At 69.6% G+C, this 24,601-nt stretch carries 22 protein-coding genes and 2 tRNA genes; 15 read left to right on the top strand and 9 right to left on the bottom strand.

Going from position 1 to position 24,601, the window contains the following annotated elements:
• The 3 genes from MJ607_RS07695 to pepN all read right to left on the bottom strand — a co-directional run bounded on the left by MJ607_RS07695 (position 1) and on the right by pepN (position 4,204).
• Positions 1 to 510, bottom strand: a complete 510-nt coding sequence (locus MJ607_RS07695; protein WP_243074979.1) for a globin — start codon at positions 508 to 510, stop codon at positions 1 to 3.
• A complete protein-coding gene (locus tag MJ607_RS07690; protein WP_243074978.1) occupies positions 507 to 1,598 on the bottom strand; it encodes a mechanosensitive ion channel family protein in 1,092 nt (363 codons plus the stop codon). The genes MJ607_RS07695 and MJ607_RS07690 overlap by 4 nt, the downstream gene beginning before the upstream one ends.
• 62 nt (positions 1,599 to 1,660) lie before the next feature.
• Positions 1,661 to 4,204 (bottom strand): aminopeptidase N, encoded by a 2,544-nt coding sequence (pepN, locus tag MJ607_RS07685; RefSeq protein ID WP_243074977.1) that lies wholly within the window; start codon positions 4,202 to 4,204, stop codon positions 1,661 to 1,663.
• Between the two features lie 149 nt (positions 4,205 to 4,353).
• Here pepN and MJ607_RS07680 point away from each other — a divergent pair, with 149 nt between their 5' ends.
• The 7 genes from MJ607_RS07680 (at position 4,354) to MJ607_RS07650 (ending at position 11,524) form a co-directional block, all read left to right on the top strand.
• The gene (locus tag MJ607_RS07680) at positions 4,354 to 5,568 is read left to right on the top strand and encodes a ferrochelatase (RefSeq protein WP_374238037.1); all 1,215 of its coding nucleotides are present in this window, start codon (positions 4,354 to 4,356) and stop codon (positions 5,566 to 5,568) included.
• Between the two features lie 23 nt (positions 5,569 to 5,591).
• Positions 5,592 to 6,146: a ribose-5-phosphate isomerase gene (locus MJ607_RS07675; protein WP_243074976.1), complete on the top strand. Its 555-nt coding sequence runs from the start codon at positions 5,592 to 5,594 to the stop codon at positions 6,144 to 6,146.
• Between the two features lie 7 nt (positions 6,147 to 6,153).
• Positions 6,154 to 7,215: an Fpg/Nei family DNA glycosylase gene (locus tag MJ607_RS07670; protein ID WP_243074975.1), complete on the top strand. Its 1,062-nt coding sequence runs from the start codon at positions 6,154 to 6,156 to the stop codon at positions 7,213 to 7,215.
• Between the two features lie 29 nt (positions 7,216 to 7,244).
• On the top strand, positions 7,245 to 7,883 hold the full coding sequence (locus tag MJ607_RS07665) for an FMN-binding negative transcriptional regulator (protein WP_243074974.1): 639 nt from the start codon (positions 7,245 to 7,247) through the stop codon (positions 7,881 to 7,883).
• Positions 7,880 to 9,382 (top strand): amidohydrolase, encoded by a 1,503-nt coding sequence (locus MJ607_RS07660; RefSeq protein ID WP_243074973.1) that lies wholly within the window; start codon positions 7,880 to 7,882, stop codon positions 9,380 to 9,382. Before MJ607_RS07665 ends, MJ607_RS07660 begins: the two co-directional genes overlap by 4 nt.
• Positions 9,383 to 9,473: 91 nt before the next feature.
• Positions 9,474 to 10,847, top strand: coding sequence for a sensor histidine kinase (locus tag MJ607_RS07655; RefSeq protein WP_243074972.1), 1,374 nt, complete (start codon positions 9,474 to 9,476; stop codon positions 10,845 to 10,847).
• Positions 10,848 to 10,867: 20 nt separating this feature from the next.
• A complete protein-coding gene (locus tag MJ607_RS07650) occupies positions 10,868 to 11,524 on the top strand; it encodes a response regulator transcription factor (RefSeq protein WP_243074971.1) in 657 nt (218 codons plus the stop codon).
• Positions 11,525 to 11,591: 67 nt separating this feature from the next.
• Here MJ607_RS07650 and MJ607_RS07645 read toward each other — a convergent pair whose 3' ends face one another.
• Positions 11,592 to 12,077: a Dps family protein gene (locus tag MJ607_RS07645; protein WP_243074970.1), complete on the bottom strand. Its 486-nt coding sequence runs from the start codon at positions 12,075 to 12,077 to the stop codon at positions 11,592 to 11,594.
• Positions 12,078 to 12,209: 132 nt separating this feature from the next.
• Here MJ607_RS07645 and MJ607_RS07640 point away from each other — a divergent pair, with 132 nt between their 5' ends.
• Together MJ607_RS07640 and MJ607_RS07635 are read left to right on the top strand one after the other, a co-directional pair.
• Positions 12,210 to 12,749, top strand: a complete 540-nt coding sequence (locus tag MJ607_RS07640; RefSeq protein WP_243074969.1) for a gamma carbonic anhydrase family protein — start codon at positions 12,210 to 12,212, stop codon at positions 12,747 to 12,749.
• 1 nt (position 12,750) lies between these two features.
• Positions 12,751 to 13,119: a hypothetical protein gene (locus MJ607_RS07635; RefSeq protein WP_243074968.1), complete on the top strand. Its 369-nt coding sequence runs from the start codon at positions 12,751 to 12,753 to the stop codon at positions 13,117 to 13,119.
• A gap of 257 nt (positions 13,120 to 13,376) precedes the next feature.
• Here MJ607_RS07635 and MJ607_RS07630 read toward each other — a convergent pair.
• Positions 13,377 to 13,450, bottom strand: a tRNA-Gly gene (locus MJ607_RS07630).
• 71 nt (positions 13,451 to 13,521) lie between these two features.
• Positions 13,522 to 14,427, bottom strand: a complete 906-nt coding sequence (locus MJ607_RS07625) for an alpha/beta fold hydrolase (protein WP_243074967.1) — start codon at positions 14,425 to 14,427, stop codon at positions 13,522 to 13,524.
• A 154-nt stretch (positions 14,428 to 14,581) separates the two neighbouring features.
• Here MJ607_RS07625 and MJ607_RS07620 point away from each other — a divergent pair.
• The 6 genes from MJ607_RS07620 to clpX all read left to right on the top strand — a co-directional run bounded on the left by MJ607_RS07620 (position 14,582) and on the right by clpX (position 19,583).
• Positions 14,582 to 14,655 (top strand) — tRNA-Pro (locus tag MJ607_RS07620).
• An 80-nt stretch (positions 14,656 to 14,735) separates the two neighbouring features.
• Positions 14,736 to 16,178 carry a trigger factor gene (gene tig / locus MJ607_RS07615; protein WP_243074966.1) on the top strand — a complete coding sequence of 481 codons (1,443 nt, stop codon included), beginning with the start codon at positions 14,736 to 14,738 and terminating at the stop codon, positions 16,176 to 16,178.
• 72 nt (positions 16,179 to 16,250) lie between these two features.
• Entirely contained in the window at positions 16,251 to 16,742 is a 492-nt protein-coding gene (locus MJ607_RS07610) for a tetratricopeptide repeat protein (protein ID WP_243074965.1), read from the top strand.
• A gap of 82 nt (positions 16,743 to 16,824) precedes the next feature.
• On the top strand, positions 16,825 to 17,409 hold the full coding sequence (locus MJ607_RS07605; RefSeq protein WP_243074964.1) for an ATP-dependent Clp protease proteolytic subunit: 585 nt from the start codon (positions 16,825 to 16,827) through the stop codon (positions 17,407 to 17,409).
• Between the two features lie 35 nt (positions 17,410 to 17,444).
• Entirely contained in the window at positions 17,445 to 18,128 is a 684-nt protein-coding gene (locus MJ607_RS07600; protein ID WP_243074963.1) for an ATP-dependent Clp protease proteolytic subunit, read from the top strand.
• Between the two features lie 186 nt (positions 18,129 to 18,314).
• The gene (gene clpX, locus MJ607_RS07595; protein WP_243074962.1) at positions 18,315 to 19,583 is read left to right on the top strand and encodes an ATP-dependent Clp protease ATP-binding subunit ClpX; all 1,269 of its coding nucleotides are present in this window, start codon (positions 18,315 to 18,317) and stop codon (positions 19,581 to 19,583) included.
• A gap of 18 nt (positions 19,584 to 19,601) precedes the next feature.
• On the opposite strand, the gene MJ607_RS07590 is transcribed toward clpX, so the two are convergent.
• The 3 genes from MJ607_RS07590 to valS are packed head-to-tail and all read right to left on the bottom strand — an operon-like array spanning position 19,602 to position 24,544.
• A complete protein-coding gene (locus MJ607_RS07590; RefSeq protein WP_243074961.1) occupies positions 19,602 to 21,668 on the bottom strand; it encodes a M3 family metallopeptidase in 2,067 nt (688 codons plus the stop codon).
• Positions 21,669 to 21,708: 40 nt separating this feature from the next.
• Positions 21,709 to 21,963: a hypothetical protein gene (locus MJ607_RS07585; RefSeq protein WP_243074960.1), complete on the bottom strand. Its 255-nt coding sequence runs from the start codon at positions 21,961 to 21,963 to the stop codon at positions 21,709 to 21,711.
• 1 nt (position 21,964) lies between these two features.
• Complete coding sequence (gene valS / locus MJ607_RS07580; RefSeq protein ID WP_243074959.1) at positions 21,965 to 24,544, bottom strand: valine--tRNA ligase; 2,580 nt, start codon at positions 24,542 to 24,544, stop codon at positions 21,965 to 21,967.
• Positions 24,545 to 24,601: the final 57 nt, after the last annotated feature.

Below are 24,601 nucleotides of genomic sequence, written 5' to 3'. Positions count from 1 at the left end.
TCAGGGGGATGCGACGTCGGGTGGCGGCGCGATGAGGGGGATGGAGGTTCTGGGGGTGCCCGGTGCGGGGCCGTTCGGCGCGACCGTGGCGTCCCGGCCGTCCGAGGACGGGCCGATGCCGGTCGGCTCGAAGGTGTTGACCATCGCGTGCGCGGCGCGCTGGAGGTAGTCCCACAGCGTCGCTTCGTGCAGCGGGGACAGCTGCAGTCCGTCGACGGCTGCCCGCATGTGCGAGAGCCAGCGGTCGCGGGCGTCGGGATTGACGTGGTACGGCGCGTGCCGCATCCGCAGACGGGGGTGTCCGCGCTCCTCGCCGTAGGTCGCCGGCCCGCCCCAGTACTGCTCGAGGAACATCAGCAGGCGGTGGGCCGCCGGGCCGAGATCCTCTTCGGGGTACATGGGCTTGAGGACCTCGTCCGTCGCAACGCCGCGGTAGAACGCGTCGACGAGCTTGACGAAGGTCTCGTGACCGCCGACCTCGTCGTAGAAGCTCACGGGGGAGTCCGTCATGGCGTCGGCTCCCCATCGGGGCGGTCGGTCGCGGGGGCGGACTTGCGGGGCTTGCGAGGCTTCCAGACCGGGTTCTCGGGCATCGCCTTCGTGACGGGGCTCGGCTTGGTCTTGGGAGGGTTCGCGCCGCGCACGCGTCTCGCGCCCTCGAGGCCCGTCGGAACGATCGAGCTGAGCTGGGGGAGGGTCAGTCCGAGCTCGTCGATCGCGTGCTTGAGGCGCATGCGCAACTCGCGCGCGACGTCGTCCTTCGCGTTGGCCCGCGTCTTCATGACGAGGCGGATGACGAGGCCGTCGCCGGAGACGGACTCGAGGCCCCACACCTCGGGCTTCTCGAGGATGCGACTGCGCCACTTCGGATCGACGGCGAGGGCCTGCGCCGCGTCGAGCAGGGCAGACTCGACCTCTTCGATGTCGGCGTCGACGGGGACGGCGAGGTCGATGATGACGCGCGACCAGCCCATCGACATGTTGCCGATGCGCAGGATCTCGCCGTTGCGCACGTACCAGAGGGTGCCGTTGACGTCTCGCACGTGCGTCACGCGGACGCTCACGTATTCGACGATGCCCGTCGCGAGGCCGAGGTCGACGACGTCGCCGATGCCGATCTGGTCTTCCGCGACGATGAAGATGCCGTTGAGGACGTCCTTGACGATGTTCTGGGCGCCGAAGCCGAGACCCGCGCCGATCGCCGCCGTCAGCAGCGTGAACGAGCCGATGATCTCTTTGTTGAGCGTGTAGACGACGAGGATGATCGCGACGATGACGATCGTCGTGTTGACGATGTTCGACAGGATCGAGCCGAGGGTGCGCGTGCGCTGCACGAGGCGCACCTGCGCGAGCGGCGAGCGGTCGAGGGCCTGCGTGTCGTCGACCCTCGCCTTCGACTTGGCGCCCGAGACGATCCGGTTCACGATGCGCGCGATGAGGCGCCCCATGAGCCACGCCAGGATCAGCGCTCCCAGGATGATGCCGAGGATCGACAGGATGGTCAGTCCCACGCCGCCGAGGAAGCTCAGGACGTCGGCCCAGATCTGCGGCCAGTCCACGCCGGAGGTCGTGGCGGGGTCGGTGTTTTCGAGTCGCATCGTTGTTCGATCCTAAAACGGATGCCTCGGCCTCACGGTGAGGCCGAGGCATCCGTCGAGTGCTACTGCGCGTCGCGCTCCTGCACGGCGAGGGCGCGCTCGACGCCCGCGAGGTTCTCGTTCACGAGACGGCGGAGAGCCGGCGCGACGTCGGTGTTCGCGGCGAGCCAGGCGCGCGTCGCGTCGCGAAGCGCCTTGTTCGCGAGCGCGGCGGGGAAGAGCCCCACGATGAGGTACTGCGCGATCTGGTAGCTGCGCGAGTCCCAGACCGGGAGCAGCATGTCGAAGTACGGCGCGACGAAGTCGCCGAGCACCTCGACGCCTGCCGGGTGGCCGAAGCCGAGCGCGGCCGAGCGCACGATCGTGTTGGGGAGGCCGTCGTCGTCGATGAGCGACGACCACGCCGTGCGCTTGGCCTCGAGCGTCGGGAGCGCCGCCTTCGCCTGCGCGGCGAACTCGCCGCCCTTCGCCGTGTTGTCGGCAGTGAGCGCCGCATCGATCGCCGCCTCGTCGACGACTCCGCCCGAGGCGAGCGAGACGAGCAGCTGCCACGACAGATCGGTGTCGATCGCGAGTCCCTCGAACGAGACCTCGCCCTCGCGCACCTGGCGGACGCGCTCCCACTGCGCCGCCGTGGAGGCGGAGCTTGCGAACGCCGTCACGAGCTGCAGCTGGCTGTCGCTGCCGGCCTCGGCGCCCTGTGCGAGCTCCCACAGGGCGTCGGCGACCTTCTCGCGCGTCGCCGAGCGCTTCTCGGGTGCGACGTACGAATTGGCGGCGAGCTGCAGCTGGGCGAGCGTCGTGCGCACCGTCGTCGACTCGGTCTCGGCGCCGATGTTGCGCAGCACGAGGTCGATGTAGTCGCTCGGCGACGCCTCGGCATCGCGCGTCTGGTCCCACGCGGCACCCCACACGAGCGAGCGCGCGAGCGGGTCGCTGATCTTGCCGAGGTGGGCGATCGCGGTCGCGAGCGAGCGGTCGTCGAGGCGGATCTTCGCGTAGGCGAGGTCTTCGTCGTTGAGCAGCACGAGGTCGGGGCGCTTGTGCCCCTTGAGCTCGGGCACCTCGGTGAGGTCGCCGTCGACGTCGAGCTCGACGCGGTGGACGCGCGCGAGGACGCCGTCCTGGAGGTTGTAGAAGCCGACGCCGAGGCGGTGCGGCCGGATCGTCGGGTAGTCGGCGGGAGCCGTCTGGACGATCGCGAACCGAGTGATCGTCCCGTCGACGCCGGTCGCGATCTCGGGCGACAGCGTGTTGACGCCCGCGGTCTCGAGCCACTTCTTCGACCAGGTCGACAGCTCGCGGCCGCTCGTGGCCTCGAGCTCGGCGAGCAGGTCGCCGACCTCGGTGTTGGACCACTCGTGCTTCTTGAAGTAGGACGAGACGCCCGCGAAGAACGCCTCGATGCCCACCCACGCGGCGAGCTGCTTGAGGACCGAGCCGCCCTTGGCGTACGTGATGCCGTCGAAGTTGACCTGGACGTCTTCGAGGTCGTTGATCTGCGCGACGACGGGGTGCGTCGAGGGGAGCTGATCCTGGCGATACGCCCAGGTCTTCTCCATCGCGTTGAACGTCGTCCACGCCTCGGTCCACTCGGTGGCCTCGGCTGTCGCGATGGTGGAGGCCCACTCGGCGAACGACTCGTTGAGCCAGAGGTCGTTCCACCACTTCATCGTGACGAGGTCGCCGAACCACATGTGGGCGAGCTCGTGCAGGATCGTGACGACGCGGCGCTCCTTGACGGCATCCGTCACCTTGCTGCGGAAGACGTACGTCTCGGTGAACGTGACCGCGCCCGCGTTCTCCATCGCGCCCGCGTTGAACTCGGGCACGAAGAGCTGGTCGTACTTCTCGAACGGGTAGGGGTATCCGAACTTCTCCTCGAAGTAGGCGAAGCCCTTGCGAGTGATGTCGAAGACGTAGTCGGCGTCGAGGTGCTGCCACAGGCTCTTGCGTGCGAAGACGCCGAGGGGGATGACGCGGCCCGACGCGCTCGTGAGCTCGGAGCGTGTCTCTTCGTACGGTCCCGCGACGAGCGCCGTGATGTACGACGAGATGCGCGCGGTGGGCGCGAAGGTCCACGTGGCGGTGCCGTCGCCGTGCTTCTCGGGCTCGGGCGTCGGCGAGTTCGAGACGACCTTCCACGGCTCCGGCGCCGTCACGGTGAACTGGAACGTCGCCTTGAGGTCGGGCTGCTCGAACACCGCGAAGACGCGGCGCGAATCGGGCACCTCGAACTGCGAGTAGAGGTACACCTCGCCGTCGACGGGGTCGACGAAGCGGTGCAGGCCCTCGCCCGTGTTCGTGTAGAGCGCGTCGGCGTCCACCACGAGCTCGTTCTGGGCGTCGAGGCCGTCGAGAACGATGCGGGAGTCGGCGAACACGGCGGTGTCGATCGAGCGTCCGTTGAGGGTGATCTCGCGGACGGAGCGCGCGATGAGGTCGATGAACGTCGACGCTCCGGGCGTCGCGGAGAAGCGGACGACAGTGCGGGATCCGAAGGTCTCGGGGCCCTGCGTCAGGTCGAGGGCGATCTCGTACGAATGGGTGTCGACGACGCCGCGGCGCTCCTGCGCCTCGACGCGGGTGAGGTTCTCTCCAGGCACTTCGCTCTGCTCCCGTTTGTGAGGGTTCTGGGGATGCCGCGGACGGATGCTGCTGGCTCCGACGACAACCGTCCCAGCCTATGCCAGCGGTTGTCTCGCGGCCGAGTCATGTGGACTGCGCTGTCGTGACCCGGTGGAAAGATGGACGCGTGGTCGAAGCGCACGAGAATCAGCCCCCTGCCGTCGCGAGCGATGAGGGGGTCGTGCGCTTCGCGTCGCCCGAGGCATCGGGAGGCGCTCCGCACATCGAGGTCCCCGTCGCCTACGACGGGATCCTGCTCGCGAGCTTCGGAGGCCCCGAGGGTCAGGACGACGTCATCCCCTTCCTGCGCAACGTCACACGCGGACGCGGCATCCCTGACGAGCGCCTCGAAGAGGTCGCGCACCATTACCGCCACTTCGGCGGCGTGAGCCCCATCAACGAGCAGAACCGTGCGCTCAAGGCCGCCCTCGAGGACGAGCTCGCGCGTCGCGGGATCGGGCTTCCCGTGTACTGGGGCAACCGCAACTGGGCGCCGTACCTCGACGAGGCGGTGACGGATGCCGCGGCATCCGGTCACACCAAGCTCATCGCCATCGCGACGAGCGCTTACAGCTCGTTCTCGAGCTGCCGGCAGTACCGCGAGGACTTCGCGCGCGTCCTGACCGACACGGGGCTCGCGGGCACCGTCACGATCGACAAGGTGCGCCAGTTCTTCGACCACCCGGGCTTCGTCACGCCGTTCGAGGCGGGGGTGCGCGAGGCGATCGCGGGCTTCCGTGCAGACGGGGTCGCGCCGGCGGCGATCCGCGTGCTGTTCTCGACGCACAGCGTCCCGACGGCCGACGCGCAGCGCTCGGGCCCGCGCGACGTCGACTGGGGCGAGGGTGGCGCGTACGCTGCCCAGCACCTCGCCGTCGCCGAGCGCATCATGACGGCGCTCGCCGAGGAGGATGCCGCGATCGCGGACGTCGGCTGGGAGCTCGTCTACCAGTCGCGGTCGGGCCCGCCGTCGCAGCCGTGGCTCGAGCCCGACATCAACGACGTCATCGAGGGGCTTCCGGACGCCGGGGTCGAGGCGATCGCGATCGTGCCGCTCGGCTTCGTGAGCGACCACATGGAGGTGCTGTGGGACCTCGACACCGAGGCGACCGAAGCCGCGGCCGGGGCCGGCATCCGCGCCGTCCGCACGCCCACCCCCGGCGTCGACCCTGCCTACGTGTCGGGGCTCATCGACCTCGTGCTCGAGCGCGTCGCGGGCACGCCCGCGAGCGAGCGCCCGCACGAGACCGCGCTGGGCCCGTGGTTCGACGTGTGCCGCCCCGCGTGCTGCGAGAACGTGCGCGCCGGATTCAAGCCCGCCGCCGCGGGCATCGCCCCCTGACGCGCCTCCCTAGGATTGACGATATGCGCATCCACATCGCGACCGACCACGCCGGCCTCGAGTTCTCGACGCAGCTCATCCACCACCTCGCTGAGCAGGGTCACGACGTCGTCGACCACGGGCCCGTCGAGTACGAGCCGCTCGACGACTACCCGGCGTTCTGCATCCGGGCGGCGCAGGCGGTTGTGCGCGACCAGGAGGCCGGCATCGAGGCGCTCGGCGTCGTCTTCGGCGGCTCGGGCAACGGCGAGCAGATCGCGGCGAACAAGGTGCGCGGCATCCGTGCGGCGCTCGTGTGGAGCATCGCGACCGCCGAACTCGCACGCGAGCACAACGACGCCAACGTCATCGCGATCGGCGCGCGTCAGCACACGTTCGACGAGGTGACGTCGTTCATCGACCGCTTCGTCGCGACGCCGTTCTCGCACGAGGAGCGCCACGTCCGCCGCATCCGTCAGGTCGGCGCATACGAGACCGACGGCACCCTCGAGCCTGACCCGCGCGCGACGCCGGGTGGCCGGCTTGCCGCGCCGACGGGCGGCGAGTCCTCCGACGCGTTCGACCCCGAAGCGGGCTGATCCCCGGATGCCGGAGGGACACTCCGTCCATCGCATCGCGCGCCAGTTCGATCGCAACTTCGTCGGTCGCGCGGTGCGCGCGTCGAGCCCGCAGGGCCGCTTCGCCGAAGGCGCCGCTGTCCTCGACGGCCGCGAGGCGGAATCGGTGCGTGCCGTCGGCAAGCAGATGTTCCTCGCGTTCGAGGGCGACCTGTGGCTGCGGGTGCACCTCGGCATGTACGGCGCGTGGGACTTCGCGGGCGAGATCCTCGTCGATCCGACGATCGCTGCGGCGAACGGCCGGCAGGCCCACGCGCCCGGAGGCTCCGCTCGACGCGCCAGCGGCGAGTGGAGTGGGCGTGGGGAGGGGCAGACGAACCAGCGCGGCACGGTGCTGGGCGAAGAGCCGATCCTGGATGCCGCGGGCGAGAACTCGCTGACGTCGATCGGCGCGCCGCGCCGCACGCGCGTGCACGTGCGCATGTCGGAGCAGACGAAGGGCCTGCCCGAGGAGGGTGACGAGTGGCCTCCGCCCGTCGTGGGCCAGGTGCGCCTCCGGCTGCTGGCCGACCAGACGTGCGCGGACCTGCGGGGACCGACGGCCTGCGAACTGCAGACTCCCGACCAGGTCGCCGCGACGATCGCGAAGCTCGGCCCCGACCCGCTCGTCGACGACGCGGCCGAGGCCGAGGACCGATTCACGGCGGTCGTCCGCCGCAAGCCGACGCCCATCGGACTGCTTCTGATGGACCAGGCTGTCGTGAGCGGCATCGGCAACGTCTATCGTGCCGAGCTGCTGTACCGGGCCCGCCTCGATCCGCACACGCCCGGGCGCGACGTGCCGGAGGAGGTCGTGCGCGAGCTGTGGCGCGACTGGGTGCGTCTGCTCGCGATCGGCGTCGAGACCGGCCAGATGATGACGATGGACGACCTCGACCCGGATGCGTGGCGCGCCGCGATGGCGAGCCGCGACGACCGGCACTGGGTGTACCACCGCACGGGCCTGCCGTGCCGCACGTGCGGCACGGCGATCGTCCTCGAGGAGATGGGCGCCCGCAAGCTGTACTGGTGCCCTTCCTGCCAGAGGTGACACCCGTCCCGGGCTCCTAGGCTGGACACATGCGCCAGAACCCGAGCTTCGCGATGACCGACATCGCCGAGCTCCGCCGACTCATCGACCGCAACTCGTGGATGACGCTCGTCAGCCATACCGACGACGGACTCGTCGCGTCGCACTACGCCGTCCTCCTCGACGAGGACCGCGACGACCTCACGATCGTGGGGCACGTCGGCAAGCCCGACGATCTCATCCACGGACTCGGCGAGCGCGAGCTGCTCGTCGTCGTGCAGGGCCCGCACGGCTACATCTCGCCCGGCTGGTACGGCGACGCCTCGAACGTGCCGACCTGGAACTTCGTCTCGGCGCACCTCACCGGAGTCCCCGAGGTGCTCTCGACGGAAGAGAACCTGCGCGTGCTCGATCGGCTCGTCGCGAGATTCGAGAACCGGATGCCGCAGCCCCGCCTGCTCTGGGAGCCGCCGAACGACCCGGCCTACATCGAGCGGCTCGAGAAGGGGACGGTGGGCTTCCGGCTGACGCCGACGAAGGTCGTCGCGAAGCGCAAGCTGAGCCAGAACAAGACGCCCGAGATCGTGGAGACGATCATCGCGGAGCTGAGCGGCGACGGCGCGTACGCGAACCCTGCCCTCGCCGCCGAGATGCGCCGTGCGCACGAAGCGATGCGGCGGCCCGCGTGACGGCCGTCGGCGAGTCGGTCGGGACGATCGCCGGTGTCCGCATCGCGGGCCCGGGCAGCGAGCTCCTTCCCGACGACGGCCCCTTCGACGTCCACATCGCGGACGGCGCCACCGTCGACATCGCGCCGGCCGGAGCGCTCGCCCCCCGCGGCCTCGTGCTCGACGCGACGGGCGGCACGCTGATCCCGGGCCTGTGGGACCACCACGTCCACGTCATGCAGTGGTCGCTCGTCTCGCAGCGGGCTCCCCTCGGGCATGCGACGTCCGCGGCGCACGCGGCGGCGCTCATGGCCGAGGCGCCCGTCATCGATGGCCGGCGCGTCGGCACGGGCTACCGCGACGCCTTCTGGGCCGATGCGCCGACGCTCCCGCTGCTCGACGCGGCGACCGGCGAAACCCCGACGTACCTCATCAACGCCGACGTGCACAGCGTCTGGCTCAACTCCGCCGCCCTGCGCCGCGAGGGCCTCTTCTCACCCGACGGCTCGGGGTTCCTGCGCGAAGAGCCCGCGTTCGAGATCTCGCGCCGCCTCAATCTCGTCGATCCGCAGACCGGCGACCTCCTCGTCGAGCAGATGGCGCGGGATGCCGCATCCCGCGGCATCGTCGGGCTCGTCGATCTCGACATGGCGTGGAACGAGGAGGCGTGGGCGCGCCGGACGCGCTCCGGCTTCGACACGCTCCGCGTCGAGTTCGGGGTCTACCCCGAGCATCTCGATCGCGCGCTCACGGAGGGGCTCCGCACCGGCGAGGTCGCCCGGGGAGCGGCATCCGATCTCGTCCGTGTCGGCTCGCTCAAGGTCATCACGGATGGATCGCTCGGCACGCGCACCGCCGCCTGCTCTCGCTCCTATCCGGGCGATCCGCACAATCACGGGGTCCTGACGGTCGACCCCGCGACGCTCGTCGACCTCATGACGCGCGCGACGGGCGGCGGTCTCGCGTGCGCGATCCACGCGATCGGCGACGTCGCGAATTCGCACGCGCTCGACGCGTTCGCGGTGACCGGCGCGACCGGCACGATCGAGCACGCGCAGCTCGTCGCGCACGTCGACATCCCGCGCTTCGGGCGGCTCGGCGTGTCGGCGAGCGTCCAGCCCGAGCACGCGATCGACGACCGCGACCTCACCGACACGATCTGGGCCGAGCAGACAGCGATGCCGTATCCGCTCGCGGCGTTCGCCGCGACGGGCGCCAACCTGCTCCTCGGCTCGGACGCCCCCGTCTCGCCGCTCGACCCCTGGGCGGCGCTCGCCGCCGCTGTGCACCGCACGCGGGACGGACGCGAGCCGTGGCATCCCGAGCAGTCCCTCGATGCCGTGACGGCGCTCGCGGCCTCGACGCACGGCGGATCGACGAACCCGTCGATCATCGCTCCCGGCGCCCGCGCGGACCTCGTCGTGTGCGAGGCCGATCCACTCACGGCGGGCGAGACCCGCTTGCGGTCGATGCGCGTCGCGGCCACGATGCTGGGCGGGCGCCTCACGCACGTCGGCTGAGAGGGGGGCTGTCCCCCCGCCCGATCGGGGAGCGGGTCGGATGCCGCGACTCCGCGCCGTTCGGGATGCTGGGGGAGAACCTGGAGGAGCCATGACGATCACCCCCTATCCCGAGACCGCGCCGAGCTTCTGGCGCAGCTACGGTGCGCTGTGGAAGCGCGTGCCGGGAAGTGCCGTGTATCTGCTCGCCGTCTTCGTGCTCGCGATGACGTCGGTGTCGGTGCTCTCGGGACTGTTCTGGACGGGCGTCGGGCTGCTCATCATCGTGATCGGGCTTCCGATCATCGTGGCGACGCTGTTCGTCGCCCGCGGGTTCGGCGTCGCCGACCGCTTCCTGCTGGGTCTCACGGGCCTTCCCGCCGTCGCCGAGCCGGAGTGGCATCGCGACCCCGTCGCACGCCCGGGCTTCTGGGCGACGCTCATCCGGCCCCTCCGCAACGGGCACTACTGGATCTATCTGCTGCACGGCATGATCGTGAGCCCCATCCTCAGCACGATCTCGTTCGTGCTGACGGTCACGTGGCTCAGCGTGAGTCTCGGCGGCCTCACCTACGGGTTCTGGGGACTGTTCCTCCCGCGAGGAGACGGCGGCGAATGGGGCCACTACGTCGCGGATGCCGTGCCGTGGCTCTTCGACGGCTGGTCGTCGTGGACGGTCGAGGTCGTGCTCTACTTCGTCGCCGGCATCCTCTTCTCCTTCACCCTCCCGTGGGTCCTGCGCGGCCTCTCCCTCGCGCACCACGGCGTCGCGCGCGGAATGCTCGGACGCTGGCCGTCCGACGACCTTGCGGCGGAGGTCCGCGCCGAGGCCGCCGCGCGCAGCTCGGCCGTCGTCGCGGAGGACAAGTCTCTGCGTCGCCTCGAGCGCGACATCCACGACGGTCCCCAGCAGCGGCTCGTGCGCCTGCAGATGGACCTCGCGTCGCTCGAACGGCGGGCTCAGGCGGGAGATACGGATGCCGCGGCCGAACTCGCCCGCGAGGCGCGCGGTCACGCCAAGGCTGCGCTCGACGAGCTGCGCGCGCTGTCGTCGGGCGTCGCGCCGCCGCTGCTGCAGGATCGGGGGCTCAGCGCCGCGCTCGATGCGCTCGCACTCGAGAGCGCTGTGCCGACCCGCGTCGAGCTCGACCCTGCGATCGACGCGGCCGTTCCCGCCGAAGTCGCCCGCACGGTGTACTTCATCGCCGCCGAGCTGCTCACGAACGCCGCCAAGCACTCCGCCGCGACGGCCGCGACGCTGCGGGTGTGGGTGCGACCAGTGGGTCCCGGTGAGCAGCCGACGCTCGACCTCTGGCTCGTCGACAACGGCCGCGGCGGTGCGCGCTTCGCACCGGGACATGGTCTCGAGGGGCTGCGCGAGCGGGCACACGGACTCCGCGGCGACCTCGTCCTGCAGTCACCCCTCGGCGGACCGACGACGGTCGGCGTGCATGTGCCGCTCGCCGGTGCGCCGGCGGACGCATGAGCGCGTCCTATCCTGAGCCGATGAGCACCGATCCGCTGCGCATCGTCCTCGTCGAGGACTCCGTCCTGCTGCGCGAAGGGCTCGTTCGGCTCTTCGACGAGGCGGGCTATGTCACGGCCGGAGCGTGGGGCGACGCCGACGAGGTCGTCGAGCGCGTGCGGAAGGCGGGGGCGGATGTCGCGGTGCTCGACGTGCGGCTGCCGCCGGACTTCCGCGACGAGGGCATCCGCGCCGCCATCGCGTTGCGCGCGGCGCTGCCGGGGCTCGGCATCCTGGTGCTCAGCCAGTACGTCGAGGGCGTCTATGCGCGCGAGCTGCTTGCGGGCGGCGAAGGCGGCATCGGCTACCTCCTCAAGGACCGCGTCACCTCGCTCGAGGAGTTCACCGACGCCGTCGAACGCGTGCGCGACGGCGGCACGGTGCTCGATCCGCTCGTCGTGCGTGGACTGCTCGCGGCGCGGCCCGACCCGCTGTCGCGCCTCACACCCCGCGAGCGCGACGTGCTGGAGCTCATGGCCGAGGGCCGGAGCAACTCGGCCGTCGCGCAGCGGCTCTTCATCGGAGTGGGCGCCGTCGAGAAGCACATCAGCGCGATCTTCGCGAAGCTCGGCCTCGAGGAGTCCGCGACGGAGCACCGTCGTGTGCTCGCAGTGCTCGCCTTCCTGCAGCACGCCTGACGCGGCATCCCGAGACGACGAAAGCCCCCGGATCGCTCCGGGGGCTTTCGTGGAATCGTGCGCCTACTCAGCCCGCAAGGTGCGCGAACAGGAACCAGCGGTCCTTCTCGAGCGACGCCTTGATGCCGATAGCGATGTCCTGGCTCGTGAGGTCGATCTCGTCGAGCCCGTCGATCGCGGCCTGCACGTCGGCGATCACGACGTCCATGTCGGCGATCACGGCGCGGACGATGTCGTCCCACTGCGAGAAGCCGGCTGCGACGCCCGTCGCCGTGGTCTTCTCGGCGATCGTGCCGAGGCGTGCGTCGATCGGGAGTCCGAGGGCGACGATCCGCTCGGCGGCCTCGTCGGCACCCGCCTGTGCGTGCGCCACGACGGAGTCCAGGAGCTCGTGGATCGCGATGAAGTTCGCGCCGCGGACGTTCCAGTGCGCCTGCTTGCCGTTGACGGCGAGGGCCTGGAGTCCGAGCGTCACAGGCGTCAGGAACTGGGCCGAGCCTGCGGCGACTTCGGGCCCGGCCGCGGTCGCCGGGGTGGTCTGGGTCTTCGTCATGTCAATACCCTCCGATGGACGTGTGCTGTCGTCTGGCTCAACGCTACTCAGCTCGATGCATTCCGCAAGCAAGCCAAGGCTGGGCTCACTCGGGGCGTCATACGACGTCGGGACGCGGTCTAGGGTCGGGACATGACGATCGCCGAAGCCGCCTCCGTCCTGTCCCTGCCCGGCCGCACGCCCGCGATCGATGCGACCGCGTTCGTCGCTCCGGGCGCACGCGTGATCGGCGCCGTGACCCTCTCGGAGGGGTCCAGCGTCTGGTACAACGCGGTGCTGCGCGCCGATGGCGACAGCATCACCATCGGCGCGGGGAGCAATCTGCAGGACAATGTCTCGGTGCACGTCGACGCGGGTCATCCCACCGTCATCGGCCAGAACGTCTCGGTGGGGCACAACGCCGTCGTCCACGGCTGCTCGATCGGCGACGGCACCCTCATCGGCATGGGCAGCGTCGTGTTGTCGGGCGCCGTCATCGGCGAGGGATGCCTCGTGGCGGGCGGCGCCGTCGTGCTGGAGGGGTCGGTCATCCCGCCCGGGTCGCTCGTCGCAGGTGTGCCGGCGAAGGTGCGCCGCGAGTTGACGGCGGAGGAGCGTGCCGGGATCGTCCGCAACGCCGAGACCTACCGCGGGCACGTCGCGACGCACGCGACGGCGTCGCCGGTGGACTGACATGCGCATCGACACGCTCCAACCCGGCGAGGTGTTCGTCTTCGGGTCGAACGGCCACGGTGCGCACGGCGGGGGAGCGGCGCGCACGGCCTATGACCGCTTCGGAGCGATCTGGGGTCAGTCCGAGGGCCTGCAGGGCCAGTCGTACGGGATCGACACGATGTCGGGGCTCGCCGTCTTCGAGGAGCAGGCCCGGCGTTTCGTCGCCTTCGCGGCCGACCACCCCGAGCTGCGCTTCCTCGTGACCGAGGTGGGCTGCGGGATCGCGGGGTACACGCCCGACGAGGTGGCCGGGTTCTTCCGCGGGGCATCCGAGAACGTCGTCCTGCCGGAGCGCTTCATCGCGGTGCTGGCCGAGCCGGGCAGCTGACGTGAATCCTGCGGAGCGGGACCGCCCGCATGCGGGAGCGTTTCCGACGGCACCCACACGACTGCCCAGCCGCACCGACTTCGTCGGCACGTCTGGGCATTGGAGGGGCTGACGGGAATCGGCCACTCCGCCACTCCACGCATCGCTTCGCGCTGCGCGGAGCCTCTGCGGAGCGGGACCGCCCGCATGCGGGAGCGTTTCCGACGGCACCCACACGAATGCCCAGCCGCACCGACTTCGTCGGCACGTCTGGGCATTGGAGGGGCTGACGGGAATCGAACCCGCATCATTAGTTTGGAAGACTAAGGCTTTACCACTAAGCTACAGCCCCGGAAAATCAGCTGTCTCGAGAACAGCCGCTCCGCATGCGCTGAGCGCACCGGACGAGTCTAATACACCGCATCAGTCCTCCTGGACGGGCGGGTGGTTCACTCCTCGGTGCACTTCGTAGATCTGGGTGTGCTGCATCCCGTCGCTGTGGTCGACCATCGGCTTGTCGTCCATGAAGAGACGGATGACGTGGGCGAGCTCGTCCGGATGGCTGAAGTTGATCGCGTGCGCCGCACCCTCCATCCGCACGATGAGGACGTGGCTGTCGGTCTGCGACGCGACCTCCTGAACCCGCGCGGAGCCCGGCAGCAGGGGGTCGCGCTCGCCGAGGACGACGAGAGTCGGAAGGTGCAGCTCGAGGAGTCGCTGCAGCGTCGGATACTGCGTGAGCGCCTTGAACATCTTGAAGGTGCTCGGGATGCCGAACCGCAGGTAGTCGGGGGTCGCGACGCCGACCATCTTGACGGGTTCGCGGCCGCCGTCCTTGCTGAGCTGTCCGATGGCCCGCGCAAGTGGCTGATTGTGGATCCCGCCCGCGGGGGAGACGAGCACGGCGCGCTCGATCCGATCAGGGTAGTGGTGGGCGAACTCGCAGATGACTGGGCATCCCATCGAGTTGCCCACGAGCGTCGCCTTCTCGATGCCCCGCTCGTCGAGGAATCGCGCCGCGGCGTGCGCGAGGTCGGGCACGTCGAGAGCGTTGGGAGCCTTGCCGCTGCGTCCGAAGCCGGGCAGATCGGGCACGAGGGTGTGGAACTCGTCCGCGAGCCGCTCCGCCGTCGGCAGCAGATAGCGGCCCGACAGCCCGAAGCCGTGGACGTGCATCATGACCCGGGCGGCGGGGGGATTGACCGATTCGCGGTAGAAGACGTCGATGCCGTCGACGAGCGCCCAACGCTCGGCGAGCGTCGTCTGCGGCCGCCGCGGATGCATCCGTCGACGATGCTCGTAGTTCGGACGGGAGCCCGTTCCAGCCATCGCTTCCCCCTTCATGGAATTTCCCGTCTGGAAGGTCCCACCATCCTCATGGGAAGTCAACACCCTGCCGATCGCGCCGCCGCTCAGGCGATGCCCACGTGTGTCGGCTAGACTTCTCGGGGCCGTTCGGCGTACGCGCGCGTATGCATCCGCCCGGGGCGTAGCTCAGCTTGGTAGAGCGCCCGCTTTGGGAGCGGGAGGCCGCAGGTTCAAATCCTGTCGCCCCGACATCACGGCCCCCGAAACTCAGAGACCCACACCTTCAGCGCCGCGCACGCGCGCGGTCAAGACGAGGAGAACGAACAGGCATGGTCAACAGCACCGTCGAGAAGCTCAGCCCGACGCGGGTGAAGCTGCACATCACGGTCACCCCGGATGAGCTCAAGCCGAGCATCACGCACGCGTACGAGCACATCGCGCAGGACGTGTCGATCCCCGGCTTCCGCAAGGGCAAGGTCCCCGCGCCGATCATCGATCAGCGCATCGGCCGCACGGCCGTCATCGAGCACGCCGTGAGCGAGGGTCTCGACGTCTTCTACCGCGAGGCCGTCAGCGACAACGAGCTGCGCGTGCTGGGCCGTCCCAAGGCCGAGGTCATCGAATGGCCGAACGAGAAGGACTTCTCGGGCGACCTGCAGATCGAGGTCGAGGTCGACGTGCGCCCCGAGTTCGAGCTGCCCGCCTTCGAGGGCACGACCGTCACGGTCGACGCCGCCGAGGTCGACGAGGCCGCCATCGAGGCCGAGCTGGACCGCCTGCGCGGCCGCTTCGGCACGCTCGTGACCGTCGACCGTCCCGCCGCCAAGGGCGACTTCGTCGAGCTCGACCTCGTCGCGACAATCGAGGGCAACGAGATCGACCGCGCCGAGGGCGTGTCGTACGAGGTCGGCTCGGGCGAGCTGCTCGAGGGCATCGACGAGGCGATCGAGTCGCTCACCGCGGGCGAGGACACCACGTTCCGCTCGAAGCTCGTCGGCGGCGACCACGCCGGTGACGAGGCCGAGGTCTCGGTGTCGGTCACGGCTGTCAAGGAGCGCGAGCTTCCCGACGCCGACGACGACTTCGCTCAGATCGCGAGCGAGTTCGACACGATCGCCGAGCTGCGCGACAGTCTCAAGGAGCGCGCCGGCCAGCAGTCGGTCTTCACGCAGGGCGCCGCCGCGCGCGACAAGCTCATCGAGCAGCTGCTCGAGCAGGTCGAGATCCCCGTTCCCGCCCAGCTCGTCGAGGACGAGGTGCACAACCACCTCGAGGGTGAGGGGCGCCTCGAGGACGACGTGCACCGCGCCGAGGTCACCGAGGCCAGCGAGAAGCAGTTCCGCACGCAGATGCTGCTCGACGCGATCGCCGAGAAGCTCGAGGTCCAGGTCTCGCAGGACGAGCTCACGCAGTACCTGATCCAGTCGTCCGCTCAGTACGGCATGGCGCCTCAGGACTTCGTCAACGCGCTGCAGGAGAACAACCAGCTGCCCGCGATGGTCGGCGAGGTCGCCCGCAACAAGGCGCTCGCCGTCGCGCTCGGCAAGGTCTCGGTCGTCGACACCAACGGCGCCGTGGTCGACCTGGCGGGCTTCGTCGCGGTCGACGACGAGGACGAGGTCGTCGAAGAGGCCGAGGAGATCGTGGATGCCGCGGCCGAGGCCGACGAGATCATCGAGGCCGAAGAGGCCGAGGTCGAGGCTGCGCCCGCGAAGAAGGCGCCCGCCAAGCGTGCACCGGCCAAGAAGAAGGCCGCTGCCGACAAGGAGTAGTCACTGCACCGCGGTGATGGGGGGACGGATGCTGCGGCATCCGTCCCCCTTTCTTTCGACGGAAGGATCGGCATGACCGACGACTGGGATTCCCGCATCGAGGCCGCCTGGGCCGACGAGGCGCTCGACGACCTCGAGCGCATCCGGGTGATCGACGCGATCGCGTCGGAGCGCGCGGCGGACGACCCGAGGGCGCTCTTCGAGCGCGCGGGCGCGCGCGACTCGGCGGGCCTCGAGGCCGAGGCGGAGCCGCTGTACCGCGCGGCGCTCGCGGGCGGCCTCGACGGTGAGCTGCGCACGCGGGCGGTCATCCAGCTCGCGAGCACGATCCGCAACCTGGGCGAGGTCGAGGAGTCGCTCGAGATGCTCCGCGCCGAATACGAGAAGAGCGCCGGCACCCGTCTGAACGACGCCGTCGCGGCCTTCTATTCGCTCGCGCTCGCGTCCTCCGGGGATGCCGCGCGCGCGGCATCCGTCGCCCTCACGGCGCTCGCTCCGCACCTGCCGCTCTACACGCGCTCGGTCACGGGGTATGCGCGGGAACTGGCGGATCCGGCGCGCTGATCTGCCCAGGGCGAACATCGGCCGGGTCGCCCACGGCGCGCCGGTAGATTCGTTGACACGACCACGGAATCAGGAGTGTCACATGGCCGAACCACTTGTCGCGACGAGCGTCTTCGACAGGCTGCTGAAGGACCGCATCATCTGGCTGGGCTCGGAGGTGCGTGATGAGAACGCCAACGAGATCTGCGCCAAGATCCTCCTGCTCGCCGCCGAGGACTCCGAGAAGGACATCTACCTCTACGTGAACTCGCCCGGCGGCTCGATCACGGCCGGCATGGCGATCTACGACACGATGCAGTTCGTGCCGAACGACATCGTCACCGTCGGCATCGGCATGGCCGCCTCGATGGGCCAGTTGCTGCTTACGAGCGGTACGAAGGGCAAGCGGTACATCACGCCGAACGCCCGCGTGCTGCTGCACCAGCCGCACGGCGGCTTCGGCGGCACCTCGAGCGACATCCAGACGCAGGCGCAGCTCATCATCTCGATGAAGAACCGTCTCGCCGAGATCACCGCAGCTCAGACGGGGAAGTCCGTCGAGCAGATCAACGAGGACGGCGACCGCGACCGCTGGTTCACCGCTGAAGAGGCCCTCGCATACGGCTTCGTCGACCACATCCGCGCACACCTCTCCGACGTCATCGGCGGCGGCGGAACCGCCGACTGACCGGCGTCCGAAGGCGAAAGACAGGAACGACACACATGGAAACCCCCACCTTCGGCGCCTCGCCCCAGGGTCTCGCATTCCCCGGAGTCCAGGCCCCCGGGAGCCGCTACATCCTGCCTCAGTTCGAAGAGCGGACGGCCTACGGCTACAAGCGCCAGGACCCGTACAACAAGCTGTTCGAAGACCGCGTCATCTTCCTGGGCGTCCAGGTCGACGACGCGTCGGCGGACGACGTCATGGCGCAGCTGCTCGTGCTCGAGAGCCAGGACCCCGACCGCGACATCATCATGTACATCAACTCGCCCGGCGGCTCGTTCACGGCCATGACGGCGATCTACGACACGATGCAGTACGTCTCGCCGCAGATCCAGACCGTCGTCCTCGGACAGGCGGCCTCGGCGGCGGCCGTGCTCCTCGCGGCGGGCGCGCCCGGCAAGCGCCTCGCGCTGCCGAACGCGCGGATCCTGATCCACCAGCCCGCGATGGGCGAGGCGGGCCACGGCCAGGCGTCCGACATCGAGATCCAGGCGGCCGAGATCCTGCGCATGCGCACGTGGCTCGAGGAGACGCTGTCGAAGCACTCGCACAAGTCCGTCGAAGAGGTCAACAAGGACATCGACCGCGACAAGATCATCTCGTCCGAGGAGGCCGTCACCTACGGTCTCGTCGACCAGGTGCTCACGACCCGCAAGCGCGGGCAGGCGGCGATCGCGCGCTAGTCGCGTACGAGAAGGCCCCGGCATCCCTGGAGGACGCCGGGGCCTTCTCGCGTCCCGGTTTCCGCTGGGAGCGGACATTCCGCGCACCTTCCACACCCGGCGTCGCAATCCCGCCGGTTGTCCGCGCCAGAGGTTAGGCTCGAAGTCATCCCGGCGCGTCCGCCGGTCAGCGAAGAGGAGAGCCTCATGGCCCGCATCGGTGAGAGCGCCGACCTGTTCAAATGCTCCTTCTGCGGAAAGAGCCAGAAGCAGGTCCAGCAGCTCATCGCGGGCCCGGGCGTGTACATCTGCGACGAGTGCGTCGAGCTGTGCAACGAGATCATCGAAGAGCGCGCAGCCGAACAGGGCGCCGGCGTCGTCTCGGAGTTCGACCTCCCCAAGCCTCGTGAGATCTTCTCCTTCCTCGAGGAGTACGTCGTAGGCCAGGAGGCCGCCAAGCGCGCGCTGTCCGTCGCGGTCTACAACCACTACAAGCGCATCCGCGCGCACGGCACGATCCAGTCCGCCGAGCAGCGCGCCGACGAGGTCGAGATCGCCAAGAGCAACATCCTGCTCATCGGCCCGACCGGCTGCGGCAAGACGTATCTCGCCCAGACGCTCGCCAAGCGCCTCAACGTGCCCTTCGCCGTCGCGGACGCGACAGCTCTCACCGAGGCCGGCTACGTCGGCGAGGACGTCGAGAACATCCTCCTCAAGCTCATCCAGGCCGCCGACTTCGACACGAAGCGCGCCGAGACGGGAATCATCTACATCGACGAGGTCGACAAGATCGCGCGCAAGGCCGAGAACCCCTCGATCACGCGCGACGTCTCGGGTGAGGGCGTGCAGCAGGCGCTCCTGAAGATCCTGGAAGGCACGGTCGCGTCCGTACCGCCGCAGGGCGGTCGCAAGCACCCGCACCAGGAGTTCATCCAGATCGACACGACGAACGTGCTGTTCATCGTCGCCGGCGCGTTCGCGGGTCTCGAGGACATCATCTCGTCGCGCGTCGGCAAGCACGGCATCGGGTTCGGGGCACCTCTGCACGAGAAGGGCAAAGAGCTCGATCTCTTCAGCGAGGTGCGCCCGGAGGACCTGCACAAGTTCGGCCTGATCCCCGAGTTCATCGGGCGACTGCCGGTCGTGGCATCCGTGACGCCGCTCGATCAGGTGGCGCTCATGGAGATCCTCACCGAGCCCAAGAACGCCCTCATCAAGCAGTATCAGCGCATGTTCGAGCTGGACGGGGTCGAGCTCGAGTTCGAGCACGATGCCCTCGAGGCGATCGCCGACCTCGCGGTGCTGCGCAAGACCGGCGCCCGCGGCCTCCGTGCGATCCTCGAGGACGTGCTCGGCCCGATCATGTTCGAGATCCCCTCCGCCGAAGACGTCGACAAGGTCATCGTGACCCGCGCGGCGGTCGACGAAGGGGCTCCGCCCACCCTCGTCCTGCGGCACAAGCGCAAGAGCGCCTGAGCCGCAGGCCGGCCGACCTCAGTCGGTGAGACCTCGGCGCGCGAGGAGCGGGCCGATCTCGGCATCCCGTCCCCGGAAATCGCGGTACGCCTCGAGCGGATCCTTCGAGCCGCCCACGCCGAGCAGGCGCTCACGGAAGCGGTCGCCGTTGCTGCGGGTGAGACCGCCGTTCTCACGGAACCACTCGACCGTGTCGGCGTCGAGCACCTCGCTCCAGATGTAGGAGTAGTAGCCGGCGCTGTAGCCGCCCGAGAAGACGTGCGCGAAGTACGTCGAGGAGTAGCGCGTCGGGACGACGGGATTGTCGAGTCCGATGTCGGCGAGAGCGGATGCCTCGAACTCGGCGACCTCGACGTCGCCCGCAGCGGCCTCCGCCGTGAGCGAGTGCCAGGCTTGGTCGAGCCACGAGGCGGCGAGGTACTCGCTCGTCGCGAACCCTTGATTGAAGGTCTCGGACGCCGCGAGCTTCTCGATGACCTCCGCCGGGAGCGGGGCATCCGTCTCGATGTGGCGGGCGTAGCCCCCGAGCACCTCGGGCCAGTAGATCCACATCTCGTTGACCTGGCTGGGGAACTCGACGAAGTCGCGGAACACTGCGGTCCCCGCGAAGTGCGGGTAGGTCACCGTCGCGAACAGTCCGTGCAGCGCGTGGCCGAACTCGTGGAAGAGCGTCGTCACCTCGTCGAGCGTCAGGAGGGTGGGGCGCCCGGGCGCGGGCTTGGGCACGTTGAGGTTGTTGACCACGACGGGCTTCGTGCCGCGCAGCTCCGACTGCGACACGATCGAATTCATCCAGGCTCCACCGCGCTTCGTGTCGCGCGTGTAGAGGTCGAGGATGAACAGGCCGAGCGCCGAGCCGTCGGCGTTGTGCACCTCGAAGACCCGCGCGTCGGGGTGGTACGCCTTGAGGTCGCCGCGCTCGGTGAAGGTGATGCCGTACAGGTCGGTCGCGCTGCGGAAGACGCCGTCCTGCAGGACGCGCTCCGCCTCGAACCAGGGGCGCAGCGCGGCGCGATCCAGGTCGAACTCGGCCTGCCGCACCTTCTCGGTGTAGAACGCCCAGTCGTGCGCCTCGAGGGCGAAGGGCTCGGGACCCGCGTCGATGATCGCCTGCAGCGCCTCCTGCTCCTGCCGGGCGTTCCGCGCGGCGGGGACGGCGAGCCGGCGGAGCAGGTCGTGGACGGCGGCGGGGGAGCCCGCGGTCTCGTCGGCGGTCACGAACTCGGCGTGCGTCGCATAGCCCAGCAGCTCGGCGCGCTGTGCGCGCAGCCGCACGATCTCGCGCAGCACGTCGCGGTTGTCGAACGCGTTGCCGCGAGAGCCGCGTGAGCGCGAGGCATCCAGGATCCGCTTGCGGCTCGTGCGCTTCGTGAGGCTTGCGAGATACGGATGCCCCGTGAAGAGGGTCAGCGTCACGAGGTACGAACCGTCGAGGCCGCGATCGGCGGCGGCCTGCGCGGCGGCGGACAGCTCACCCTCACTGAGGCCGTCGAGGTCGTCGGCGCTGTCGAAGACGACGGCGAGATCGTTCGTGTCGCCCAGCAGGTTCTTCTCGAACGTCGTCGTGAGAGTCGACAGGCGCTGGTTGATCTCGGTGAGCCGCGCCTTGGCGTCGTCGTCGAGCCCTGCTCCGGCCTGCGTCTTCTCGGTGAAGTGGCGCTGCACGAGGTAGCGCTGCTCGGGATCGAGGTCGAGGTCGGCGAGCTGGTCGTGCAGCGTCTTGATGCGCCAGTACAGCTGCGCGTCGAGCTGGATCGAGTCGTAGTGCGCCGACATGAGCGGCGCGAGGGTCTCTTCGACCTTCTGGATCTCGGGCGTCGCATCGGCGGACGAGACCGTGTAGAAGGCGCGGGAGACCTCGCTCAGGAGGCGCCCGCTCCGTTCGAGGGCGACCAGCGTGTTCTCGAACGTCGGCATCGAGCGCACGAAGGTGATCGCCCGGATCTCGCTCTTGTGCTCCGCGAAGGCGTGCTCGAAGGCCGGCAGGTAGTGCTCCGGCCGGATCGCGCCGTAGTCGGGGAGCTGATACGGGAGCGGGCTCGGGGTGAGCAGCGGGTTGTCGGACACGGGGTTCTCGGACACCATGCCGCCGAGCCTATCGAGGCGCGGCGGGGCCGCGCGCCGGTCAGTGCCCGCCGAACCCCGTGTCGTCGTCGTGGCCCACGACGGCCTCGCCGTCGGGGCCGAGCGAGACGATGACGCCCGTGTCGAGCTCGGCGATCGGGCGGCCCTCGAGCCACGTGAGCGTCCACCGCGGGCGCGGCTGGCCGAGCTCGTCCGACGGGATCGAGGCGTCGACGCCGCTGATGCCGCGGACGAGGGCCGCGGGCACGGCGGCCGGGGGAGTGTCGCCGGAGGTCCAACGGGTTCCGAGTTGCATGTCACACCTCCACAGGAGCGAGTTCGATGTCCGAGACCGTCGTGGTCTCGGCATCCGTGTATTCGATCTCGGCGATGCGCCCGACGGCCTTGAGGTCGCCCTCCGCGAGCTGGAGCGCCGCGACCGACGCAGCGGGGGCCGCGATCGTGAGGCGCGCGACCGGCGTCTTCTGCGAGGCCTTGGCCTCGGTCTTGGCACGGCGGACGCCGACGAGGGCCTCGCTCAGGGCGACGAGCACGGCGGGGTCGCCGTCGATGCCGAGCGGCTCGGGCCAACCCGCCACGTGCACAGAGCCGTCATGGAACCACGACCACGACTCCTCGGCCGCGAACGAGAGCACGGGTGCGAAGAGGCGCAGAAGCGTCTCGAGGGCGATGCGCAGCGCGAGCGCCGCGGACGCCTGCCCCACGTCGGTCTGGTTGTACGCGCGCTCCTTGACGAGCTCGAGGTAGTCGTCGCAGAACGTCCAGAAGAACGACTCCGCGATCTCGAGTGCGCGCGCGTGGTCGTACGCTTCGAGCGCCTTCGTCGCGTCGCGGACGACGCCGTCGAGGGTCGCGAGCATCGACGCGTCGAGCGCGTGCGTCACCTCGGCGCCCTCCGGCACGGGGAACGAGAGCACGAACTTCGCGGCGTTGAGCACCTTGATCGCCAGGCGACGGCCGATCTTGATCTGCGTCGGGTTCTGCGGGTCGAACGCGGCATCCGTGCCCAGGCGGCTCGATGCCGCCCAGTAGCGGACTGCGTCCGAGCCGTGCTGGTCGAGGATGTCGGCGGGCGTGACGACGTTGCCCTTCGACTTCGACATCTTCTTGCGGTCCGGGTCGACGATGAAACCCGAGATCGCGGCATCCGACCACGGTGGGCGACCGTCCTCGAGCGCGCTGCGCAGCAGCGTCGAGAAGAGCCACGTGCGGATGATGTCCTGGCCCTGCGGGCGCAGGTCGAACGGGGCCACGAGGTTCCACAGCTCGGGATCGCGCTCCCAGCCGCCGGCGAGCTGCGGCGTGAGAGACGAGGTCGCCCACGTGTCGAAGATGTCGTTCTCGCCCTCGAAGCCGCCGGGCACGCCGCGCTGCTCGGGGAGGTAGCCCGGCGGCACGTCGGTCGAGGGATCGACGGGAAGCTGCTCGAGGGCCGGGACGAGCACCTCGCTGTAGTCCCGCTCGCCGTTCTCGTCGAGTGCGTACCAGACGGGGATCGGCACACCGAAGAAGCGCTGGCGCGACACGAGCCAGTCGCCCGTGAGGCCGTTGGTCCAGTTCTCGAAGCGCACGCGCATGAAGTCGGGATGCCACGAGATCTGGCGTCCGTACTCGATGAGGCGGTCGCGCAGCGACGCGTCGCGCGCGCCGTTGCGCAGGTACCACTGGCGCGTCGAGACGATCTCGAGGGGTCGGTCGCCCTTCTCGAAGAACTTCACGGCGTGCGTGAAGGGCTTGGGGTCGCCTTCGAGCTCGCCCGATTCGCGGAGCAGCTCCACGATGCGCTTCTTGGCGCTGAAGACGGTCAGGCCCGCGATCTCGGCGTATGCGGCCTTGGCGGCATCCGTCTCGAGCGCGTCGGGCGCCTCGGCGATGATGCGGCCGTCCTGGCCGAGGATCGTGCGGTTGGGCAGGTCGAGCTCGCGCCACCAGATGATGTCGGTCACGTCGCCGAAGGTGCAGACCATGGCGATGCCCGAGCCCTTGTCGGCCTGCGCGAGCGGGTGGGCGAGCACGGGCACCTCGACGCCGAAGATCGGCGTGCGCACCGTCGAGCCGAAGAGCGGCTTGTACCGGTCGTCGTCGGGGTGCGCGACGAGGGCTACGCACGCCGCGAGCAGCTCGGGACGGGTCGTCTCGATGTGGATGTCGCCCGAGCCGTCGACCTTGTGGAACGCGACGCGGTGGTAGGCGGCCGGCTGGTCGCGGTCCTCGAGTTCGGCCTGCGCGATCGCGGACCGGAAGTCGATGTCCCACAGCGTCGGCGCCATCGACTGGTACGCCTCGCCGCGCTCGAGGTTGCGCAGGAACGCGAGCTGGCTCGTGCGGATCGTGTCGTCCGAGATCGTGCGATAGGTCTGGGTCCAGTCGACGCTCAGCCCGAGCTTGCGCCACAGGGCCTCGAAGTGCTTTTCGTCCTCGACCGTGAGCCGCTCGCACAGCTCGATGAAATTGCGGCGGCTGATCGGCACCTGGTCGGCGGCCTTGCTGCTTTTGTTGTCGCCGCCCTTGTACGGGGGCGTGAAGTCGGCGACGTAGGCGAGGCTCGGGTCGCAGCGCACGCCGTAGTAGTTCTGCACGCGGCGCTCGGTCGGCAGACCGTTGTCATCCCACCCCATGGGGTAGAACACCGTCTTGCCGCGCATGCGCTCGAAGCGCACCTTGACGTCGGTGTGCGTGTAGCTGAAGACGTGGCCGATGTGCAGGCTTCCGGATGCCGTCGGCGGCGGCGTGTCGACGGAGTAGACGCCCGCACGGCCCACCTCGGCGGCCTTCGCACGGTCGAACAGATACGTTCCCTGCTGCTCCCACGCGGCATCCCACTTGTCTTCGAGGCCTTCGAGAGCGGGCTTGTCGGGAATCTGGGCGTCGGCCACGGGGTCTCCTCGTGCGATATGTGCGGCACTGTGTGAGCGTGCCTGAGTGTGGGGTGC

It is taken from the genome of Microbacterium sp. SS28 (genome assembly GCF_022761035.1).
Lineage (GTDB): Bacteria > Actinomycetota > Actinomycetes > Actinomycetales > Microbacteriaceae > Microbacterium.
Note: the sequence above shows the minus strand (reverse complement) of the source record. Positions and strands in the feature narration are given on the sequence as shown.

Coding starts and splice junctions, on each gene's coding strand:
- MJ607_RS07695 (WP_243074979.1), bottom strand. CDS start 510: ATGACGGACTCCCCCGTGAGCTTCTACGACGAGGTCGGCGGTCACGAG.
- MJ607_RS07690 (WP_243074978.1), bottom strand. CDS start 1,598: ATGCGACTCGAAAACACCGACCCCGCCACGACCTCCGGCGTGGACTGG.
- MJ607_RS07675 (WP_243074976.1), top strand. CDS start 5,592: ATGCGCATCCACATCGCGACCGACCACGCCGGCCTCGAGTTCTCGACG.
- MJ607_RS07670 (WP_243074975.1), top strand. CDS start 6,154: ATGCCGGAGGGACACTCCGTCCATCGCATCGCGCGCCAGTTCGATCGC.
- MJ607_RS07665 (WP_243074974.1), top strand. CDS start 7,245: ATGCGCCAGAACCCGAGCTTCGCGATGACCGACATCGCCGAGCTCCGC.
- MJ607_RS07655 (WP_243074972.1), top strand. CDS start 9,474: ATGACGATCACCCCCTATCCCGAGACCGCGCCGAGCTTCTGGCGCAGC.
- MJ607_RS07650 (WP_243074971.1), top strand. CDS start 10,868: ATGAGCACCGATCCGCTGCGCATCGTCCTCGTCGAGGACTCCGTCCTG.
- MJ607_RS07645 (WP_243074970.1), bottom strand. CDS start 12,077: ATGACGAAGACCCAGACCACCCCGGCGACCGCGGCCGGGCCCGAAGTC.
- MJ607_RS07640 (WP_243074969.1), top strand. CDS start 12,210: ATGACGATCGCCGAAGCCGCCTCCGTCCTGTCCCTGCCCGGCCGCACG.
- MJ607_RS07635 (WP_243074968.1), top strand. CDS start 12,751: ATGCGCATCGACACGCTCCAACCCGGCGAGGTGTTCGTCTTCGGGTCG.
- MJ607_RS07625 (WP_243074967.1), bottom strand. CDS start 14,427: ATGGCTGGAACGGGCTCCCGTCCGAACTACGAGCATCGTCGACGGATG.
- tig (WP_243074966.1), top strand. CDS start 14,736: ATGGTCAACAGCACCGTCGAGAAGCTCAGCCCGACGCGGGTGAAGCTG.
- MJ607_RS07610 (WP_243074965.1), top strand. CDS start 16,251: ATGACCGACGACTGGGATTCCCGCATCGAGGCCGCCTGGGCCGACGAG.
- MJ607_RS07605 (WP_243074964.1), top strand. CDS start 16,825: ATGGCCGAACCACTTGTCGCGACGAGCGTCTTCGACAGGCTGCTGAAG.
- MJ607_RS07600 (WP_243074963.1), top strand. CDS start 17,445: ATGGAAACCCCCACCTTCGGCGCCTCGCCCCAGGGTCTCGCATTCCCC.
- clpX (WP_243074962.1), top strand. CDS start 18,315: ATGGCCCGCATCGGTGAGAGCGCCGACCTGTTCAAATGCTCCTTCTGC.
- MJ607_RS07590 (WP_243074961.1), bottom strand. CDS start 21,668: ATGGTGTCCGAGAACCCCGTGTCCGACAACCCGCTGCTCACCCCGAGC.
- MJ607_RS07585 (WP_243074960.1), bottom strand. CDS start 21,963: ATGCAACTCGGAACCCGTTGGACCTCCGGCGACACTCCCCCGGCCGCC.